General features: G+C 75.6%; 14 protein-coding genes, 4 pseudogenes and 1 riboswitch. Of the genes and pseudogenes, 8 read left to right on the top strand and 10 right to left on the bottom strand.

Annotated elements, in window-relative coordinates:
• Nucleotides 1-174: 174 nt before the first annotated feature.
• A pseudogene (gene purH / locus WKH84_RS08145) lies at nucleotides 175-1829 on the bottom strand (bifunctional phosphoribosylaminoimidazolecarboxamide formyltransferase/IMP cyclohydrolase).
• 29 nt (nucleotides 1830-1858) lie between these two features.
• A riboswitch (ZMP/ZTP riboswitch) is annotated at nucleotides 1859-1940 on the bottom strand.
• A 122-nt stretch (nucleotides 1941-2062) separates the two neighbouring features.
• Nucleotides 2063-2635, bottom strand: coding sequence for a phosphoribosylglycinamide formyltransferase (gene purN, locus WKH84_RS08150; protein WP_341856249.1), 573 nt, complete (start codon nucleotides 2633-2635; stop codon nucleotides 2063-2065).
• 340 nt (nucleotides 2636-2975) lie between these two features.
• Here purN and WKH84_RS08155 point away from each other — a divergent pair, with 340 nt between their 5' ends.
• Complete coding sequence (locus tag WKH84_RS08155; protein ID WP_341856250.1) at nucleotides 2976-3215, top strand: hypothetical protein; 240 nt, start codon at nucleotides 2976-2978, stop codon at nucleotides 3213-3215.
• On the opposite strand, the gene WKH84_RS08160 is transcribed toward WKH84_RS08155, so the two are convergent.
• From WKH84_RS08160 to WKH84_RS08170, 3 genes are all read right to left on the bottom strand, one after another.
• On the bottom strand, nucleotides 3193-3600 hold the full coding sequence (locus WKH84_RS08160; protein ID WP_341856251.1) for a hypothetical protein: 408 nt from the start codon (nucleotides 3598-3600) through the stop codon (nucleotides 3193-3195). The two genes, WKH84_RS08155 and WKH84_RS08160, sit on opposite strands and share 23 nt — an antisense overlap.
• Nucleotides 3558-4742: a DUF6350 family protein gene (locus tag WKH84_RS08165; protein WP_341856252.1), complete on the bottom strand. Its 1185-nt coding sequence runs from the start codon at nucleotides 4740-4742 to the stop codon at nucleotides 3558-3560. Before WKH84_RS08165 ends, WKH84_RS08160 begins: the two co-directional genes overlap by 43 nt.
• 460 nt (nucleotides 4743-5202) lie before the next feature.
• The gene (locus WKH84_RS08170) at nucleotides 5203-5499 is read right to left on the bottom strand and encodes a hypothetical protein (RefSeq protein ID WP_341856253.1); all 297 of its coding nucleotides are present in this window, start codon (nucleotides 5497-5499) and stop codon (nucleotides 5203-5205) included.
• Nucleotides 5500-5564: 65 nt separating this feature from the next.
• On the opposite strand from WKH84_RS08170, the gene WKH84_RS08175 reads away from it, so the two are divergent.
• Nucleotides 5565-6200 (top strand): chorismate-binding protein, encoded by a 636-nt coding sequence (locus tag WKH84_RS08175; protein WP_341856254.1) that lies wholly within the window; start codon nucleotides 5565-5567, stop codon nucleotides 6198-6200.
• Between the two features lie 99 nt (nucleotides 6201-6299).
• Here WKH84_RS08175 and WKH84_RS08180 read toward each other — a convergent pair whose 3' ends face one another.
• From WKH84_RS08180 to WKH84_RS08195, 4 genes are all read right to left on the bottom strand, one after another.
• The gene (locus WKH84_RS08180) at nucleotides 6300-7373 is read right to left on the bottom strand and encodes a trypsin-like peptidase domain-containing protein (RefSeq protein WP_341856255.1); all 1074 of its coding nucleotides are present in this window, start codon (nucleotides 7371-7373) and stop codon (nucleotides 6300-6302) included.
• A 399-nt stretch (nucleotides 7374-7772) separates the two neighbouring features.
• On the bottom strand, nucleotides 7773-9572 hold the full coding sequence (locus WKH84_RS08185) for a thiamine pyrophosphate-binding protein (protein ID WP_341856256.1): 1800 nt from the start codon (nucleotides 9570-9572) through the stop codon (nucleotides 7773-7775).
• 34 nt (nucleotides 9573-9606) lie between these two features.
• On the bottom strand, nucleotides 9607-10194 hold the full coding sequence (locus WKH84_RS08190; protein ID WP_341856257.1) for an enolase C-terminal domain-like protein: 588 nt from the start codon (nucleotides 10192-10194) through the stop codon (nucleotides 9607-9609).
• A 64-nt stretch (nucleotides 10195-10258) separates the two neighbouring features.
• Nucleotides 10259-10582: a hypothetical protein gene (locus tag WKH84_RS08195; protein WP_341856258.1), complete on the bottom strand. Its 324-nt coding sequence runs from the start codon at nucleotides 10580-10582 to the stop codon at nucleotides 10259-10261.
• A gap of 174 nt (nucleotides 10583-10756) precedes the next feature.
• Here WKH84_RS08195 and WKH84_RS08200 point away from each other — a divergent pair.
• The 5 genes and pseudogenes from WKH84_RS08200 to WKH84_RS08220 form a co-directional block, all read left to right on the top strand.
• A pseudogene (locus WKH84_RS08200) lies at nucleotides 10757-11068 on the top strand (GNAT family N-acetyltransferase); the annotation flags it as partial.
• Between the two features lie 178 nt (nucleotides 11069-11246).
• Nucleotides 11247-12243, top strand: a pseudogene (locus WKH84_RS08205) (1,4-dihydroxy-2-naphthoyl-CoA synthase).
• 118 nt (nucleotides 12244-12361) lie between these two features.
• Nucleotides 12362-13081 (top strand): annotated as a pseudogene (locus WKH84_RS08210) (AMP-binding protein); the annotation flags it as partial.
• 307 nt (nucleotides 13082-13388) lie between these two features.
• Nucleotides 13389-13514 carry a hypothetical protein gene (locus WKH84_RS08215; protein WP_341856820.1) on the top strand — a complete coding sequence of 42 codons (126 nt, stop codon included), beginning with the start codon at nucleotides 13389-13391 and terminating at the stop codon, nucleotides 13512-13514.
• A gap of 263 nt (nucleotides 13515-13777) precedes the next feature.
• Nucleotides 13778-14596: a 1,4-dihydroxy-2-naphthoate polyprenyltransferase gene (locus WKH84_RS08220; RefSeq protein ID WP_341856259.1), complete on the top strand. Its 819-nt coding sequence runs from the start codon at nucleotides 13778-13780 to the stop codon at nucleotides 14594-14596.
• A 206-nt stretch (nucleotides 14597-14802) separates the two neighbouring features.
• Here the strand turns inward: WKH84_RS08220 and WKH84_RS08225 are convergent, their stop codons facing one another.
• Entirely contained in the window at nucleotides 14803-15171 is a 369-nt protein-coding gene (locus tag WKH84_RS08225) for a DUF4229 domain-containing protein (RefSeq protein WP_341856260.1), read from the bottom strand.
• Between the two features lie 339 nt (nucleotides 15172-15510).
• On the opposite strand from WKH84_RS08225, the gene WKH84_RS08230 reads away from it, so the two are divergent.
• On the top strand, nucleotides 15511-15897 hold the full coding sequence (locus WKH84_RS08230; RefSeq protein WP_341856261.1) for a PLD nuclease N-terminal domain-containing protein: 387 nt from the start codon (nucleotides 15511-15513) through the stop codon (nucleotides 15895-15897).
• Nucleotides 15898-16115 lie beyond the last annotated feature (218 nt).

The raw sequence follows: 16115 nt of genomic DNA on the forward strand, positions 1-16115 counted from the left end.
TTCGGCGCTCGCTGGTGGATGCGCCCAAGTTTAGAGGTCACGGATGGACCGGAGGTGAACAGAGGTCCTCCGCCGTCGGGGAGCCCCGCCCGGGATCGGCGCAGGCCGACGCGGGCAGGGCGGGGCGGCGCCGCCCGTCCGGGCCGGGCGGCGCGGACGGGCGGTGCCGGGCGGTCAGTGGGCGAAGTGGCGGGTGCCGGTGAGGTAGAGCGTGACGCCCGCGGCACGGCACGCCTCGATCACCTCGTCGTCGCGGATCGAGCCGCCGGGCTGGACGATCGCGCGCACGCCGGCGTCCAGCAGGATCTGCACCCCGTCGGCGAAGGGGAAGAAGGCGTCCGAGGCGGCGACCGCGCCGCGGGCCCGCTCCGGCGCGGCCTCTCCCTCGGCGTGCTCGCCGAGGCTGTTGGCGCGGGAGACGGCCAGGCGGCAGGAGTCCAGGCGGTTGACCTGGCCCATGCCGATGCCGACGGCGGCGCCGTCCGCGGCCAGGAGGATCGCGTTGGACTTCACGGCGCGCACCGCGCGCCAGGCGAACTCGAGGTCGGCGAGGGTCGCCTCGTCGGCCGCCTCGCCCGCGGCGAGCGTCCAGCCGGCGGGGGCGTCGCCGCCTGCGTCGATGCGGTCCGCGTCCTGGATCAGCATGCCGCCCCAGATCTCGCGCATCTCGACGCCGCGGGAGTACTCCCCCTCGAGCTTCAGGATGCGGAGGTTCTTCTTGGTGCGCAGCGGCTCGAGGGCCTGGTCCTCGTAGCCGGGGGCGAGGATCACCTCGGTGAAGATCGGCTTGACCTGCTGGGCCATGGCGAGGGTGACCGTGCGGTTCGCGGCGATCACGCCGCCGTAGGCGGAGACGGGGTCGGTGCCGTGGGCGCGGGCGTGGGCGAGGGCGATGTCCTGGCCCTCGTCGACCACGGCGACGCCGCAGGGGTTGTTGTGCTTGACCACCGCGACGGCGGGGCGGGCGTGGTCGTGGGCGGCGCGCACCGCGGCGTCGGCGTCGACGTAGTTGTTGTAGCTCATGGCCTTGCCGCCGAGTCGCTCGGCGCCCGCGATGCCGGGGGCGGTCTCGTCGGTGACGGCGAGGCGGGCCCGCTGGTGGGGGTTCTCGCCGTAGCGGAGGGTCGCGGTGATGCCGAGCTCGGCGGCGTCCGCGTCGGAGAGGTCGAGGATCGAGGGGATCTCGTCCGCGTCGGTCTCGACCGCGGCCTCTGCGGCCGCGTCGTCCTCGGCGAGCTGGCCGAGCATCCAGTCGCTGATCGCCTCGTCGTACTCGGCGGTGCGGGTGAAGGCGATGGTGGCGAGCTCCTGGCGCTCGGCGAGGGTGAAGCCGCCCTCCTCCGCGGCCTCGGCCGCGATCGGGTAGCCCTCGGGGTCCACGACCACGGCGACGGAGGCGAAGTTCTTCGCGGCGCCGCGCACCATGGTCGGGCCGCCCACGTCGATCTTCTCGATGATCTCGGCGAAGCGCCGCCGGCGGCGACGGTCTCGGCGAAGGGGTAGAGGTTCACGACCACGAGGTCGAAGGGGGCGATGTCGTGCTCGGCGAGCTGGTCGCGGTGGGACTCCAGGCGCTGGTCGGCGAGGATCCCGCCGTGCACGCGCGGGTGGAGGGTCTTGACGCGGCCGTCGAGCATCTCGGGGAAGCCGGTGACGGTCTCGACCTCGGTCACGGCGATGCCGGCGTCGCGGATCGTGGAGGCGGTGGAGCCGGTCGAGACGATCTCCGCGCCCTGCTCGGCGAGGGTGCGGGCGAGGTCGACGATGCCGGTCTTGTCGAAGACGGAGAGGAGGGCTCGGCGGATCGGGCGGCGTTCTGCGGTGCTCACGTGGCGTGCTCCTGTTCGGATCTGCTTGCGGAGGGCACCCAGGCGGTCGATGCCCCCGACGTCACAACACTCCCCGGTGGTCCCCCACCTGCGCCAGTCGTGTGGGGCCCAGCCTAGCGGTCCGCGCGCCCGCCCCGGCCCCGACGGGCATCGGCGAGACGGGGCGCGGGTCCCGGCGGGCGGGAGCGGAACGGTGCCGCGTGCTTCCGCCGGGACGGGGCGGGCCGGAGGCGTCAGCGGGCGGCGGTGAGGCGTCGCACGACCTCGACCAGCAGAGGTCGCTCGACGGCTTTGATCCGCTCGTGGAGGGCCTCCTCGGTGTCCTCCTCGAGCACGTCCACGGCACGCTGGGCGAGGATCCGCCCGGTGTCCACCCCCGCGTCGACCTCGATCACGCTGCGGCCGGTGACCTTCACGCCGTGGGCGAGGGCGTCGCGCACGCCGTGGGCGCCGGGGAAGGCGGGCGAGCAGGGCGGGGTGGGTGTTGATGATCCGGCCGCCGAAGGACTCGAGCAGCGGGGGCCGACGAGCTTCATGAATCCGGCGAGCACCACGAGCCGCGGGTCGTGGGCGGCGACGGCGGCGGTGAGGGCGCGGTCCCAGGCGGCGCGGTCGGGGTGGTCGCGCAGGGCCACCACCTCGGTGGGGATGCCGGCGGCGCGGGCGTGCTCGAGGCCGGAGGCCTCGCGGTCGGCGAGGACGGCGACCACCTCGTAGGGGCACGCCTCCTCCGCCGCGGCGGCGAGGAGGGCGGCGAGGTTCGAGCCGGTGCCGGAGATCAGGACGACGACAGGGGTGCGGGTCACCGTCCCAGGGTAGTGCGCGGCGGCCGGGGGCCCGCTGAGACGGAGGGGGCGGGAGCCCGCGGCGGCGGTGGAGCCAGGGGCCCGCCGCGGCGGCGGTGCGGGACGCCGTCCCGACGGCCGTACGACGGCGTCTTCCGCGGGCACGGCACAATGGGTGGGGTGAACAGCGATCCCGACTCCTCCCCGCGCTCCGACGTCACCCCGGAGAGGCGCCATCGCCGCCGGGTGGGCGCCCTCGCGATCGCGCCGCTCGCCTCGTGGTCGCTGATGATGATGCCGCCGCCGCTCTCGCTGCTGGCGGGGGTGACCGGGCTGGTCGCGCTCGTGCTCGCTGGTGCCGGTGATCGTCCAGTCGGTGAAGGACCGGCGCTGGTCGATGGTGGTGATCGGGGGTCTGCTCGGCGTCCCGGCGACGCTGATGATCATCTCCGGGGCGCCGCTGAGCATCCTGTTCTACGGCCCGCTCGCCGAGCTCGAGGAGTGCCGCGCCTCGGCGATCACGGAGCAGTCGCGCACCGCCTGCGACTCAGAGGCGCAGGGGTCGATGGTCGACTGGCTCAGCGGCCTGCTCGGGGGCTGAGCGGGTCCTCGTCCGCGGGCGGCTCGGTCGGGTCCTCGTCGGCGTGGTCGGCAGCGACATCGTCCGCGGCGTCCGCGCTCCAGGCGTCCCCGTCCCGAGCGTCCTCGTCCCGGTCGCCGTCGGGATCCTCGTCCTGGTCGTCGCCGTCCTCGGCGCCCTCGTCCCAGGCGTTCAGGTCCGACGAGTGCTCGTCGTCGGCCGTGTCCGCGACCTCGTCCCTCGCGCCGTCGGCGCCGTCGGCGCCCTCGCCGCGCTCCGCGGACTCGGCGGCGTCCACGCGCTCGCGCAGGGAGGCGATGTCGCGTCGCGTCCACGGCACGAGGTCCGTGGCGAGGACGGCGATCACGAGCCCGGTCGCGAGCACGACCACGCCCAGCAGGGGCAAGACGAGGGTTCCCATGGCGGGACCGAGGTGCACCAGGCGGCCGTCGCCGATCCCGCCGGTGGTGAGCCCGGCGAGCAGCGAGCACCGCGACGACGACCACGACCGGGTAGGCGATCCAGGCCGTGATCTGCTCGCGCCGCTCGAGCTCGGCCACGTCCCGCACCAGGGAGACGGCGCCGAGGCCGACGGCGAGCGCGGGCACCAGCATCAGCGCCCAGGTCGCTCCCGGCAGGCCGCCCGGCTCGGGCGGCCGCACCGAGGATCGGGAGGGCCGGCGAGACGCCGGTCTGGACCTCGCCGAGGGAGATCCCGGTGGAGGTGCCCACCACGACCGTGCCGCCCAGCGGCACCACCAGCGCCCACACCGCCAGCGGCGGCGGCAGCGCGAGCCGCAGCAGTGTGAGCACCAGGCCGCCGACGATCCCGGGGTCGAGCTGGTCGAAGAGCGCGGACTGGGCCGGCACGTGCGTGAGCATCAGGACCAGCACCAGCAAGCATCCCGGCGCCGAACAGGCCCAGCACCGCCAGCGGCGCGGAGCGGGCGACCGCGCCGTAGGGGGCCGGCAGCGAGCTCGAGCACCCGCACGCCCGGCACCGCCGTGGTGGGCTCGCGCCGCAGCGACCACAGCAGGCCGATCAGTCCGCCGCCGATGGCGACCAGCGCCCCGGAGACGACGGCGGAGGTCACCATCGGCGCGGCATCGGCGGCGCGGCCGATCGCGGCGAGCACGGCGAGACCGATCGCATGGGTCCCGCCGAAGGCGGCGAGGGAGACGCCCGCATCCCGCGCGCCCGACGACGCGCGGCACGCCGTCGCCGCGCACGAGCTCGAGGCGGTGGCCGACCTGGCGCAGCGACAGCGGCGCCAGGAGCACGAGCAGGATCTGCAGGCCGACGGGGGTGAGCGTCACCGCCCCGTCGATCACGCCGGTGCTCAGCACGACCCCGCCGCCGTGCCCGAGCACCAGGACGTTCAGCGCGATCAGCACGGCGTCCAGCGCGGTGGCGCTGGAGGCGGTGCCGGCGGCCTGCGCCGCCAGCGCCGGCACCACCACCACGGCCAGGCCGATCCCGAGCACGGACAGCGCCGCGAGGAGCCCGCGCACCAGGGGCGTCGTGATGCTGTCGCCGTCTGTGCTCACGCGATGCTCCTCGGGAGGTGGGGGAAGGCGCCCGGTCGGTGCCGGGCCCGCGGTCTCTCGCCGGACCATGGTCGCACCTCGCCCCCTCCGCAGGACGCATCCGGGGACGGGACGCGGGTCACTGCGCCGCGGCCCGGGGGTGTCGCATAATGACACGGATGTCCGCTCCTCTCACGCTTCCCGACCTCTCCGCGCCCGCCTCCGCGACGCCGCTCGTGCGCACCGTGCGGATCGAGGAGCCGGTGGACCTGCTGGGCCATGTCCCCGCGGGGGTCTCCGGCGCCTGGTCGCGGCACGGCCAGGGACTGGTGGCCGTGGGCCGGGCCTGGTCGGTGCGCACCACCGGCCCGGACCGCTTCGCGGCCGCGAGCGCCGCCTTCCGCGACCTCGCCTCCCGCGCCCGGGTCTACGACGAGGTGCGGGTGCGCACCAGCGGCCTGATCGCGCTGGGCTCCTTCTCCTACGCGGGCGCCTCCGAGCGCCCCTCGACGCCGCTGGTGCCGCGCGCCTTGCTCGGCGTCCACGACGGGGAGGCCTTCCTCACGGTCGTCGGGATCGACGAGGAGCCGGAGCCGCCGGCCTCCTGGCGCGACCTGTTCCCCTCCTCCCCCGTCGACGCGCCCGCGGCCGCGCCGCTCGAGCTCGAGGCGGACCACACGCCCGACGAGTACCAGGCGCGGGTCCAGCAGGCCGTGGACGAGATCCGCTCCGGCGCCGCCGAGAAGGTCGTGCTCTCCGAGCGCACCTCGGTGCGCACCCCGGAGCCGCTATCCCCCGCCCTGCTCGCTCACGCGGCTCGCCCGCGCCTACCCGAGCACCTGGGTGTACCACCTCGAGGACGTGATCGGCGCGAGCCCGGAGATGCTCGCCCAGACGGAGGACGGGCGGGTCTTCTCGCGCGTGCTGGCAGGGTCCCGGCCGGCGGCCGACGACGGCGAGCTCGACGAGGCGGACCGTCGGGCGTTCCGCGCCGATCACAAGGAGCGCTCCGAGCACGCCTACGCGGTGGACTCCGTGGTCGAGCGGCTCCAGGACCTCGCCGCGGAGATCGAGGTCTCCGCGGAGCCGTTCGTCTTGCGCCTTCCGGGGCTCGAGCATCTCGCCTCGGACGTCTCGGCCCGCCTGCACGAGGGGGTGACGAGCCTGGACGTCGCCGCGCGCCTGCATCCTTCGGCGGCGGTCTCCGGCACCCCGCGCGAGCAGGCCGACGAGATCATCGCCCGCCTCGAGCCGCGCGACCGCGGCGGGTACGCGGCCCCGGTGGGCTGGATGGACGCGAGCGGCGACGGCCAGTGGGCGATCGCGCCGCGGATGGCGCATCTGACCGGTGAGCGCTCCGCGGTGCCGCAGGCAGGGGGCGGTCTGGTCGCGGCCTCCGACCCGGTCTCCGAGCATGCCGAGGCGCTCGCGAAGTGCCGTCCGATGCCGCGGGCCCTGCGCGGCGACGCCGAGGCCTGAGGTCCCAGGCGCGGCGCCCGAGGGCACGGGACGGGCGACTGCGCCGCCCGCCACGTCGCCGCCCGAGCGACGGCCGGACGGGCACGAGGTCTCCCCTGCTCAGCCCTCCCGGGCCGCGAGGGTGATCTCGAGCGTCTGCACCTTCCCGTCGCGCACCAGCTCGAGCGTGTGGGTGGAGCCGACCTCGAGGCCGCGCACGATGCCGGTCAGGGCGCCCGCCCCGCCGACGGGGGTGTCGTCGATCCCGGTGATGAGGTCCCCCTCGGCCAGTCCCGCCTCCGCCGCGGGGTCGCCCGGCTCCACGGCGACGACCTCCGCGCCGCGGTAGCCGGCGCCGCCGTCGTCGGCCGTGCCGTCGGTGGTGGTCACGCCGACGAAGGCGTGCTGGACGGTGCCGCCGTCCTGGAGCCGCTCGGCGATCAGCATCGCCGTGTTCGCGGGGATCGCGAAGCCGAGTCCGATGCCGCCGGCCTGCCCGGACTCGTTGGGGATCGAGGCGATCGCGGTGTTGATGCCGATGACCTGCCCGGCGGCGTCCACGAGCGGTCCGCCGGAGTTGCCGGGGTTGATCGCGGCGTCGGTCTGGATCGCGGAGGTGTACGTGGTGTCGGAGCCGTCGGTCTCCTCGCCGGTGGCGCTGACCGGCCGGTCCAGCGCCGAGACGATGCCGGTGGTGACCGTGTTCTCGAGGCCGAGCGGGGTGCCCAGCGCCATCACGGGCTGGCCCACGACCACGGTGGAGGAGTCCGCGAAGGTCGCCGGTTGCAGGTCCTCGGGCGGGTCCTCCAGGCGGATCACGGCGAGGTCGGTCGAGGGGTCGGTGCCCACGACGCTCGCGGCGAAGTCGCGTCCGTCGCTGGTGGTGACCTGCAGGGACTCGGCGTCGCCGGCGACGTGGTCGTTGGTGAGGATCGTGCCGTCCTCGTCGAGGACCACACCGGTCCCCTGGCTGGTGCCGGAGCCGGTGGAGGAGAGGATCGAGACGGCGCTCGGGGAGACCTGCTCGGAGATCGCGGCCCAGTCCGGGTCCTCCGAGGTGGTGGTCGCGGCAGGTCGCGCCTCGGAGGTCTGCGAGTCCTGCGCGGCGGCGACCGGCTCGTCACCCTGCGGCTGGTCATAGGCGACGACGCCGCCGAGGGTGAGGCCGCTGGAGAGCAAGATCCCGGCGAGCACGAGGGCGCTGGTCCCGCCCCAGCCGGGTCCGCGGCGGGGCGCGGCCGTCCCGGCGGCTCCGGCGGCGAACGGCGCGGGGGCGCCGGAGCCGGCAGCGGCGGAGCCGTGAACGGCGTGATCGAACGGGGAGGCTGTGGCCGGGAGCTGTTCGGTCGTCTCGGCCGACGGCGCGCCCTGGACCGGAGCCGCGCCGTAGGCCGGGGTCGCGCCGTAGGCCGGGGTCGCGCCGTAGGCCGGGGTCGCGCCGTAGGACGCGGCGTACGGGGGCGCCCCGTCGTAGGGGGCAGGGCGCCGTAGGACGGGGTCGGGCCGTGCGCGGCATCCGGGGTCCCGGCGCTCGGGTCTCGGGGCGGCCGCGGGGCGTGCTCGTCGTTCATGGGGTCATGTCACCACTCGCGCTCAAGAGTTCCTCGGGACCTCGCTGGGCGGCTCCTGGACGACGAGCACCCGCGGCCCCTGCGTGGGTTCGGCGAGCGCCGCCGGCGCGCGTCGGCCTCGAGAGTCCGTGCGTCGGCGCCCAGTCCCGCGGCGACCGCGGCGATGTCGGCGCCGTGCGGGGTGGTGAAGAAGCGGCGCAGCGGCGCGGGCGGGGCCGCGGCATGCTCGAGGCCGGAGAAGATGCGGCCCCCGCCGTCGTCGACGACGATCACGTCCAGGTCGGGGCGCGGCTCCTCCGGGCCGACGAGCAGACCGGTGAGGTCGTGGAGCGCGGTGAGGTCGCCGACGAGGAGCCGGGTGCGGCCCCGCTCCCCCGGCTCGTCCCGTGCGGCGCGGGCCAGGGCGAGGCCGCCGGCCATGGCGGTGGTGCCGTCGATCCCGGCGAGGCCGCGGTTGGCGATCACACGGGCAGAGGTGGGGCCGGCGTCTCGCTCGAGGTCGCGCACGAGGCTCGAGGAGCCGAGCACGAGCAGGTCGCCCGGCCCGGAGGCCTCCCACACCGCGAGCGCGGCGCGCTGCTGCCACGGTCGCGCGCGCGCGCCGCGCCGCGGCGGCGTCGGCCGCGGTGCGCCACGCCTGGACCCACGCGCGGCGCTGTGCCGGGTCGGGCTCCGAGGCGTCGGACGCGGGCGGCGCGGCCCCGGGCGAGGCCGCGTCCTGTCCGGTCCCGGATGCGTCCTGCCCGGTCCCGGAAATCTCCTGCCCGATCGCGGCGGGGACCACGAGGCTCGCGCGGCGGGCCACGTCGGGCCAGTCCGGATGCGTGTCCACGACGACCACCTCGACGTCGGCCGCGCCCAGGAGCGCGCCGACGACCGGCCGGGACAGCGTGGGGTGGCCGAGCACGATCGCACGGCGCGGGCGCAGCGGGTGCGCGGGATCGGCCATCACCTCGCCCAGCGCCGCGGGATAGCGGGGGACGAGGCTCTGCGCCGTGAGCGCGCCGGAGCTCGGCTCGGCCAGCGCGGCAGGCCGTGCGCATCGGCGAGCGCGGCGGCGGCCGGTCCCGCCCCGTCCCCGGCGACGACGACGGTGCGGGAGTCGACCGGGACCGGAGCGCGGGGCGGGCGCCGGGGCGGGGACGCGGCGCGTGAGGACGATCCGTTCGCGCGCCGCGGTCCTGTCGGGTCGCTCCGACTCCTCTGCGCGGGGCACGAGCGGGTCGCGGAAGGAGAGGTTCAGGTGCACGGGACCGGGGTGCTCCCCGGTCGCGGCGGCGAGGGCGCGGGCGGCGGTGGAGACGGCGGTGCGCGGCTCGACCGGGCTCGCCGCCTCGGCGGTCGGGGCGGGCAGGTCCACGGCCAGGCGCACCAGCGAGCGGAACATGCCGGCCTGGCGAGTGGTCTGGTTGGCGCCGACCTCGCGCGGCTCGGCAGGCCGGTCCGCGGTGAGCACGAGCAGCGGGATCCGCGAGTGGTGCGCCTCCATCACGGCGGCGTGGAGGTGCGCGGTGGCGGTGCCGGAGGTGGTCACGACCGCGGCGGGCCGGGCGGGGTCGAGGCGGCCGAGACCCAGGGCGGTGAAGGCGGCGGCGCGCTCGTCGATCCGCACGTGGGCACGGATCCGACCGGCCACCTCGTCGGCCGCGAGGCCGTAGACCAGCGGCGCGGAGCGGGAGCCGGGGGCGAGCACCGCCTCGGCCAGTCCGAGCTCCGCGAGTGCGGACCAGACCGCGACCGCCTGGTCCACCGCGCCGGAGCCGCTGGGCCGGGGCGCGGGGATCGTCAGCGGTGCGGGGATCGGGGCGGAGGGCTCGTGCACCCCGTCAGCGTAGTCCCGGCCTGCTCACGTGCTGTCAGAGCAGGCCCGCGCAGGCCGAGAGCCGCTCCTCCCAGCGCGCGGCGAGGTCGTCGTCGGCCGCGTGGCGGGCGAGCGGCTCCTCGCTCGGCGCCGTCCGGCCGACGGGGCGCGTGCCGCCGGTCGCGTGCGGCTGGCGCGGGGCGAGGTCGCCGGTGAGCAGGGTCGCGGTCGCGAGGCCGCAGGCGTGCGGCGACTCCGGCGGCGCCGCGGCGAGGGCGAGCCCCGCGCCGAGGCCGATGCTCGACTCGAGCGCGGAGGAGACCACGACCGGCAGGCCCGCCTCCTCGGCCAGCTCGAGGCGGCGGGTGACGCCGCCGAGCGGCTGGACCTTCATCACCAGCAGGTCGGCGGCCTCGGCCCGGGCGACCCGCGGCGGGTCCTCCGCCCGGCGCACGGACTCGTCGGCCGCGACCGGGATGTCGAGGGCGCGGCGCGGCGCGGCGAGGTCCTCGAGCGCGGCGCAGGGTCGCTCGGCGTACTCGAGCCCGCCCGCGGCCCGGTCCAGGACGGGCGGCGCCTCGAGCGCCTCCTCGTACGTCCAGGCGGCGTTCGCGTCGATGCGGATCCGGGCGTCCGGGCCCATCGCGTCACGGACCGCCTCGAGCCGCGCGCATCGGAGGCGAGGTCGGAGCCGGGGTCCGCGACCTTCACCTTCGCCGTCCGCGCCCCGCCGACGGTCGCGATCCGCGCCGCGAGCACCGGCGGGAGCACCGGGATCGTGGCGTTGACCTCGATCCGATCGCGCGCGGGGCGGGGCGGGGCCTCGTTGCGTCCTCGAGGGCGGCGCGCGACCAGGCCGTCGACTCGGCCGCGTCGTAGTCCCAGAACGGGGAGAACTCCGCCCAGCCCTCCGGACCGTGCAGCAGCAGGCCGTCGCGCTCGGTGATCCGTCGGAACCGGGTGGTCATCGGGATGGACCAGGCGTGGACGCGGTCGATGCCGCGCTCGCGGAGGGCAGGGGGAATGAGCATGTTCCCGAGAGTAATGAGCGTGCGCCGCGCGTACGAGGCACGGCACGATGAGGCGATGCAACACACGACCGACGATGCCTCGAGGAGCCCGGCCGCGTCCGGCGCCTCCGCGCTCTCGACGACGCCCGGAGACGGATACGGGCGCGCCCCGTGGGGGCCGAGGACGCACTCGCGGTGCTGGGCGCTTTCCGCTCGGCGCCTGACATGGCCCGCCAAGGCGGGGTGCGGACTCTTGAGCAGGCCCATGAGCAGGTGGCCTGGTCGCTCGCCCCGGGGTGCCGGGCGACCGCGATCGTCAATGCGGAAGATCGGCTCGTCGGCCTGGTGGCGATCACCGTGGACGAGGAGAACCGCAGCGGCTGGTTCTTCTACTGGGCGCGGGCCGAGCATCGCGGTCGTGGGCTCGCGTCCCGGGCGGCCGCCACCGTCGCGGACCAGGCGCTGACGCCGACGGCCGGCGGCGGGTGGGGCCTCGAGAGGCTCGAGCTCGGACACCGGGTGAACAATCCCGTCTCCGCGGCGGTCGCCCGCGCGGCAGGCTTCGTCGACGAGGGGGTCGAGCGCGGGAAGTTCCTGATCGACGGCGAGCGCCTCGACGTGCGCATCTGCGGAAGGTCGCGCGCAGCGATCCGTGGCCCGCTCTGCCCGGACTACCCTGGAGGCCATGACGACCCCGCCCTCTCCGCTGCCCCGTCGGGTCTCCGACACCTTCGACCCCCGCCGCTGGCGGGAGGTGCCGGCACAGGAGCACGGCGGGCCCGAGCTCACCGACATCACCTACCACCGCGCCGTGGAGCGGATCGAGTCGCCCGACGGGGAGCTGACCTCCCGGGACCTCCCGACGGTGCGGATCGCCTTCGACCGTCCCGAGGTGCGCAACGCCTTCCGCCCCCACACGGTCGACGAGCTGTACCGGGCGCTGGACCATGCCCGGCTCGACACCGGGGTGGGCGTGATCCTGCTGACCGGCAACGGCCCCTCCCCCAAGGACGGCGGGCACTCCTTCTGCTCCGGCGGCGACCAGCGGATCCGCGGCCGTGCCGGCTACGAGTACGCCGCAGAGGAGGCTGTGGAGGAGACCGGTTCCGTGCGCACCCGTTCCGCCGGCCGCCTCCACATCCTCGAGGTGCGCGCGCCTCATGCGCACCATGGGCAAGGTCGTGATCGCGGTCGTGAACGGCTGGGCGACCGGCGGCGGGCACTCCCTGCACGTGGTCGCGGACATGTCGATCGCCTCCCGCGAGCACGCCCGCTTCAAGCAGACCGACGCGAACGTCGGCTCCTTCGACGGCGGCTACGGCTCCGCCTATCTCGCCAAGCAGGTCGGGCAGAAGCGGGCGCGGGAGATCTTCTTCCTCGCCGAGGAGTACTCCGCCCAGGACGCCTACGACTGGGGTGCCGTGAACCGGGTCGTCGACCACGCACGGATCGAGGAGGAGGCCCTCGCGATGGCCGCGACCATCGCGACGAAGTCCCCGCAGGCGATCCGTATGCTGAAGTTCGCCTTCAACCTCGCCGACGACGGCCTCATGGGCCAGCAGGTCTTCGCCGGGGAGGCGACGCGGCTGGCGTACATGACCGACGAGGCCGCCGAGGGCCGCGACGCCTTCCTCGAGAAGCGCGACCCCGACTGGTCCTCCTTCCCCCACCCGCAGGGCTGAGATGGCCGCGCCCGTGCCCGACGGCCCCGCCGCCGCGTCCCTGCCCTGGCTGGTCCCGCCCGGCTACGACGCCTCCGCCGCCTCTCTCGCTGCGCACTCCGAGGAGATCGGCGAGGTGATGGCGGGCCGGGCGCGCCTGTGGCTCGGGCCCTTCCCGGCCCCCGACAGGTCGCCCGCCGGGCTCGAGGACACGGCGCTGGTGGTCCCGACCTCCGGATCGACCGGGACCGCGAAGGCCGTCGCGCTCAGCCTCGCCGCGCTGACGGCCTCGCAGGACGCGACCGCGCGGCTCTTCGCCGCCGACGGCACCGCCCCGGACTCCCGCGGGCACGGGTTCTGGTCGCCGCTGCCGCCGCCGACGCACATCGCCGGGGTGCAGGTCCTCGCCCGCGCCCATCGCACCGGCCAGGTGCTGGGCCTTCCGGGGCCCGCCCTGCCGGATCCGTCGCCGGACCTGCGCGGCCATTTCGATGCCGCCGCCTTCGTGGAGCTCGCCGGACCCGTCCTCGAGCAGGCGGAGCGGTCCGGGTCGCCCGCGTTCACCTCCCTCGTCCCCACCCAGCTCACCCGCATCGTCACCGGCGCGACCGGGGACGACGCCCGCGCCCGCGGCCTGCTGAAGCGCTTCGCCGCCGTGCTCGTCGGCGGAGCGGCGACCAGCACCGACGTCCTCACCCGCGCCCGCGGGCGGATCCCGGTGCGCACCACCTACGGCTCCTCCGAGACCGCGGGCGGTCGCGTCTACGACAGTCGGCCGCTGCCCGGGGTGTCCCTGTCGGTGCTCGACCCCGACGAGTCCGGCGCGGGCCGGTTGCGGATCTCCTCCCCCACCCTCGCCCTCGGCTATCTCACCGCCGACGGCGTCACCGACGGCGGAGTGTTCGCCGCCGCCTCGGCGCCGACCGCCAGGGAGGGCACCGACGCGCCGGCCGCCGGCGCGCCCGTCGCCGACGACGGCGCGGACCGCGCCTTCCTCACCTCCGACCTCGCCGAGATCGGGGACGACGGCGCGCTGACCGTGCTGGGCCGGGCCGACGACGTGATCAACACCGGCGGACGCAAGGTCCTCCCCCAGGACGTCGAGCGCGCGATCGACCGCTCCCTCATCTTCGCGCGACCTGGTCCGCACCTCCGTCGTGGTCGGGGTGCCCGACCCGGAATGGGGCCAGCGGGTCGAGGCGCTGGTCACCCTCGAGGAGGGCACGGACCCCGCGGAGGCCTCGGCGCTCGTCCGCTCCGCGCGCGCACCACCGAGGTGCCCGCGCACATGATCCCCAAGCGCGTCCACGTCGTCGAGGAGCCGCCGCCGCTGGGCATCGGCAAGGTGGACCGCGCCGCCGCCCGCCGCCTCGCCGGCGGCTGAGGGCCCGCTGCCCCGCCCTGCCCGTCGGCCGCGCCGTCGGGGAGGCCGCGGAGCCCGTGCGCCACGGACGTCGGGTCACGACTCACAGTCGACGGGACGGTCCGGCGCCGCGCCGCGGCGTAAGCTCGTCGGGGCCGTCGACCGCCGGCCCCAGCACGCGTGAGGAGCACGATGGCCAGCCTGCCGCAGTGGGTGGAGGGCGCCCGACCGAAGACCCTCCCCGCCGCCCTCGCCCCCGTCGCCGCCGGAACCGGCGTCGCCGTGTGGCGACTCGGCGAGCTCACCGGATCGGTCGACTGGGCGCTGGTGATCCCCCGGGCGCTGGCGCTCGCCGTCTCCTTCTCGCTGCAGATCGGCGTGAACTTCGCCAACGACTACTCCGACGGGATCCGCGGCACGGACGACGACCGCGTCGGCCCCTTCCGCCTCACCGGTTCCGGCGCCGCCCGCCCCGCGACCGTGAAGCGCGCCGCGATCATCTCCCTCGCCCTCGGCGGCCTGTTCGGCGTCGCGCTGGTGGCCGTGGCGCAGATGTGGTGGGCGCTGGTCGTCGGTGCCGCCGCGATCGCCGCGGCCTGGTTCTACACCGGCGGCAGGAAGCCCTACGGCTACCTGGGCCTCGGCGAGGTCTTCGTGTTCGTGTTCTTCGGTCTCGTCGCCGTCAACGGCACGGCGCTCGCGATCACGGGCCGCCCCTCCTGGGCGGCGCCGCTCGCCTCGGTCGCGATCGGGTCGCTCGCCGTCGCGCTGATGCTCACCAACAACCTGCGCGACATCCCCACCGACGCCGCCTCCGGCAAGAGGACCCTCGCGGTCCGGCTCGGCGAGCGCGGCACGCGCCTGCTCTACACGACGACGTCGCTGGCGCCCTTCGTGCTCATGGTGCCGGTGATCATCGCGCACCGGCCCGCGGCGCTCGTGCCGCTCGCCCTGCCGCTCGCCCTCGGTCCGGTGCGGAAGGTGCTCGGCGGGACGGGGGCCGGGACCTGATCCCCGTGCTCGGCGCGACCGGACGGCTCGAGCTGGTGTTCTCGCTGCTGCTTGCTCGTCGGCCTGGTGCTCTGACCTCGTCGGCACGCGCGACGCAAGCATCCGCGGAGCGACGGGCTCCTAGCCGAGGGCACAGGGCACAGGGCACAGGGCACAGGGCACAGGGCACAGGGCAGCGTGTCAGCGCGCTGAGCGCCCTGGGCGGCTCAGGCCCTGGTGTCCCCGTCGCTCGTGCCGTCCTCGGGGAGGTCGGGCAGGTCCGCGGCGCCTGCGTTGGAGTCCTCCACCCGCGTCTCTCCGTCGATCCGGACCTCGTCGGCGAAGAGCCCGTCCTCGTACTCGGCGTCCTCGTCCACGGTCTCGCCGCGCTTCTCGACCCTGCGCTCGTGCGCGAGCTTCCAGCGCATCGCCGCGGCGTCCCGCAGACGGTCCAGGAACAGGATCGAGATCAGCATCGCGATCAACGCCGCGAGCACGCCGGCGAGCATCACGCCCACCCCGCTCACGGTGAGCACCCACCACAGGGCTATCCACAGGCCCAGGCGGATGACGGCGTAGAGCAGGAACTGTCGCATCGCTCCAGACTAGGTCCCCCGCCCGGGAACCCGCTGTCCGCGGAGGCGGCTCGGGGCCAGGATCACGCCGCGGGACTGCGCGCCGCGAACACAGCGCGGGACCTCGGGCCGCGATCACGGCGCGGGCCGCGAACAGTGCCGCGGACGCGACGGCCGCCCTGCCGTCGTCCGGTCTCGTCCCGCGTCCCCGCCCGGTTCGGATCCGGTCCCGCGCTCCCAATCCGGTCCCGAGTCCCCTATCCGGTCCCGAGTTCCCGATCCGGGCCCGAGTCCCAGGCCGCCGCCAGCCACGTTCCGAGTCCCCGGCCCGGTCCCAGGTCCGCGCCCTAGACTGTCCCCATGGCCCGCGGCATCCTGGCAGTCCTCTCGATCGCCCTGACCGTCTTCGCACTCGCCGACTGTGTGCAGACCCAGGACGACAAGGTCAGAGGTGTGCCGAAATGGGCATGGATCGTGCTGATCGTGCTGATCCCCTGGGTGGGACCGCTCACCTGGCTGTTCGTGGGCAAGGAGCGCTCCTGGGGCCGAGGCTCCTCCGGCAGTCCCGGTCCGCGGCGCGACGGCCCCCTCGCCCCCGACGAGGATCCCGAGTTCCTGCGCAAGCTCGACGAGGACATCCGCCGCGAGCGTCGTGAGCGTCGCGAGCGCGGCGAAGGCCCCGGCGACTCCGGCGAGTTCGACGACGGCCCCGGCGACAGCGGGACCGATACCGGCCGTAGCGCCTGAGCAGGCCGGGCCGGGAAGAGTCGCCTCGGCGATCCGCGCTTCGGCGCGACGCATGCCGTTTCCTGCTGGCTGGACCGGTCACCGGGTGTCTGCCGCTCCCGCTCTGCGAAGCTCTGCCGAGCCCTCCCACCGGAACGGATCGACGCCAGGTACCAGAAAGGTGGTACCCCATGTCGACCAACTGCACGTGCGCAGGTACCGACCCCGGCCGCACCACC

It is taken from the genome of Brachybacterium sp. GPGPB12, from assembly GCF_038396325.1.
In the GTDB taxonomy this organism is placed as follows: domain Bacteria; phylum Actinomycetota; class Actinomycetes; order Actinomycetales; family Dermabacteraceae; genus Brachybacterium; species Brachybacterium conglomeratum.